Annotated in this window: 2 protein-coding genes; both read left to right on the top strand. The window is 53.0% G+C overall.

The genetic code is table 11. From position 1 onward, the window contains the following. On the top strand, positions 1-717 hold a 717-nt coding region (locus L8U60_RS10685), incomplete at its 5' end, for a hypothetical protein (protein WP_269966348.1). Positions 718-740: 23 nt separating this feature from the next. Further along, the gene (locus L8U60_RS10680) at positions 741-1,712 is read left to right on the top strand and encodes a DDE-type integrase/transposase/recombinase (protein ID WP_269966347.1); all 972 of its coding nucleotides are present in this window, start codon (positions 741-743) and stop codon (positions 1,710-1,712) included. Positions 1,713-1,761: the final 49 nt, after the last annotated feature.

Below are 1,761 nucleotides of genomic sequence, written 5' to 3'. Positions count from 1 at the left end.
CGCGGTGCGGACATTCTGTCACCCATTTGGTCTTCGGGAAGGAAGTTTCAGATGGGTTATCCACAGTCAGTGCGGCAGCGTGCGTTGGAGTTGTGTGGGAAGGGGATGAATTCCTTTCAGGTTCATCGGCAGTTGGCGAAGGAGGGGTTTGATCCGGTTCCAGCTGCGTGCACAGTCAGGTGCTGGGTGCATGATGCTAAACATGGGGTGAAGGTGTCGGGACATCATCGTTCTGCAGCTGAGATTGCTGCGGTTGTGAGGGAGTATCTGACAACGGATGCCTCTGGTACTGATGTGGCGTTACGCTTTGGGGTCTCGCGGTCATCGGTGTGTTTGTGGGCATTGGAGTTTGCTCCGGATGAGGAAAAGCGGCGTGGGATGAGCCCTGAGCAGCTTGAACAGGCCACACTGTGGCGTGTGGAAAAGAAACGTCGCACCCCTAGGAAATCGGCTACTAAGTCCTCGCAACCAGCTACGGGTATCCCTGTTAAGGATGATGGCAACCTTGATGAGCGTCCGTTTGATCGTGCGGCTTTGCCTGATGATCCAGACGAGTTAAAGGCCATGCTTGAACATGAACGGTTTATGCGTTTAGCGGATCAAGCACTGTTTAGGCAGGTGATGAAGTCAGCGGGAAAAGCACCAGCCCGGAGGACGCTGCCAGTATCGAAGTCGCAGCAGCAGTCGAAGATCTCCGGGGATTCGGATACACGGTAAAGAAAGCGTGTAGCTATTACGGGTTGAACATCAACACGTTTAAAAACGCACGTCGCAGGCTGTATAACCCACCGGCAAGCCGTAAAGAGCAGGTGCGTTCTGCTGTGGTGAAAGCCTGCCAAGACAGCCACGGTATCTACGGGTATCGCAGGGTTTATGCCGTGTGCCGGCGACAGGGACTAACCGTTGGGGAGAAAACGATTCGGGCCATCATGTCAGAAGAAAACCTTCACCCCAAGTCCAAACGCACGTTGAAATACCGCTCGTACAAAGGCGAAACAGCCCACAGACCTGATAACCGGTGTTTGGTGGGTGATATCGACACTGTCACCGCTAATAAGACGACGGTGTCAGCACGTTATCGAGCTCTTGCTACACAACGGCGTGACAACAACCAGCCCGATCTCGTACACGATTTCTACGCTGATAGACCCAATGAGAAATTCGGTACGGATATCACTGAATTCGCCTGCTTAGACGCCAAGGTCTACTTCAGTCCGATGATCGACTTCTACGACAACATGCCGGTGACATATACCGTTTCCACAAGCCCCAATACTGAGCTGGTCAACAGCATGCTCACCCAGGCAAAAGAAGCCCTCAACATTGAACATCAGCCAATGATTCATTCGGATCGTGGCTGGCACTACCGGCATAAAGACTGGGTGGAACTGCTCACAGATCACACCCACAACCAGGGCCAATGTCCCACATGCCAACCAGGCAAAGCATGTGACAAAGCCTGGATCATCCGCCCATCGTTATCCCGGCTAGGCAACAGTGGGGACAACGCGCGGGTGGAAGGATTCTTCGGGTTGATCAAACGAGAGCTCTACGCAGCAGACATCAGGCCTGAAAAACTCACGGCCGAAGAATTCATCCGCTATCTTGAAGACTATCTGGACTGGTTTGTCCATCATCGACTTACTACCGCCAGTCCAGACGGCAAGTACACAACCCTGGCTCAACAACGAGCCTTGGTCACAGCAAGCTAATCAACACAGAAGACCAAAAACAGGGGTCACAAAAAGTCCGCAGACCGAA

This window comes from Corynebacterium meitnerae (assembly GCF_027570075.1).
Taxonomy (GTDB): domain Bacteria; phylum Actinomycetota; class Actinomycetes; order Mycobacteriales; family Mycobacteriaceae; genus Corynebacterium; species Corynebacterium meitnerae.
The sequence above is the reverse complement of the archived record's forward strand: the minus strand, read 5'-3'. Positions and strand labels throughout refer to the sequence as shown.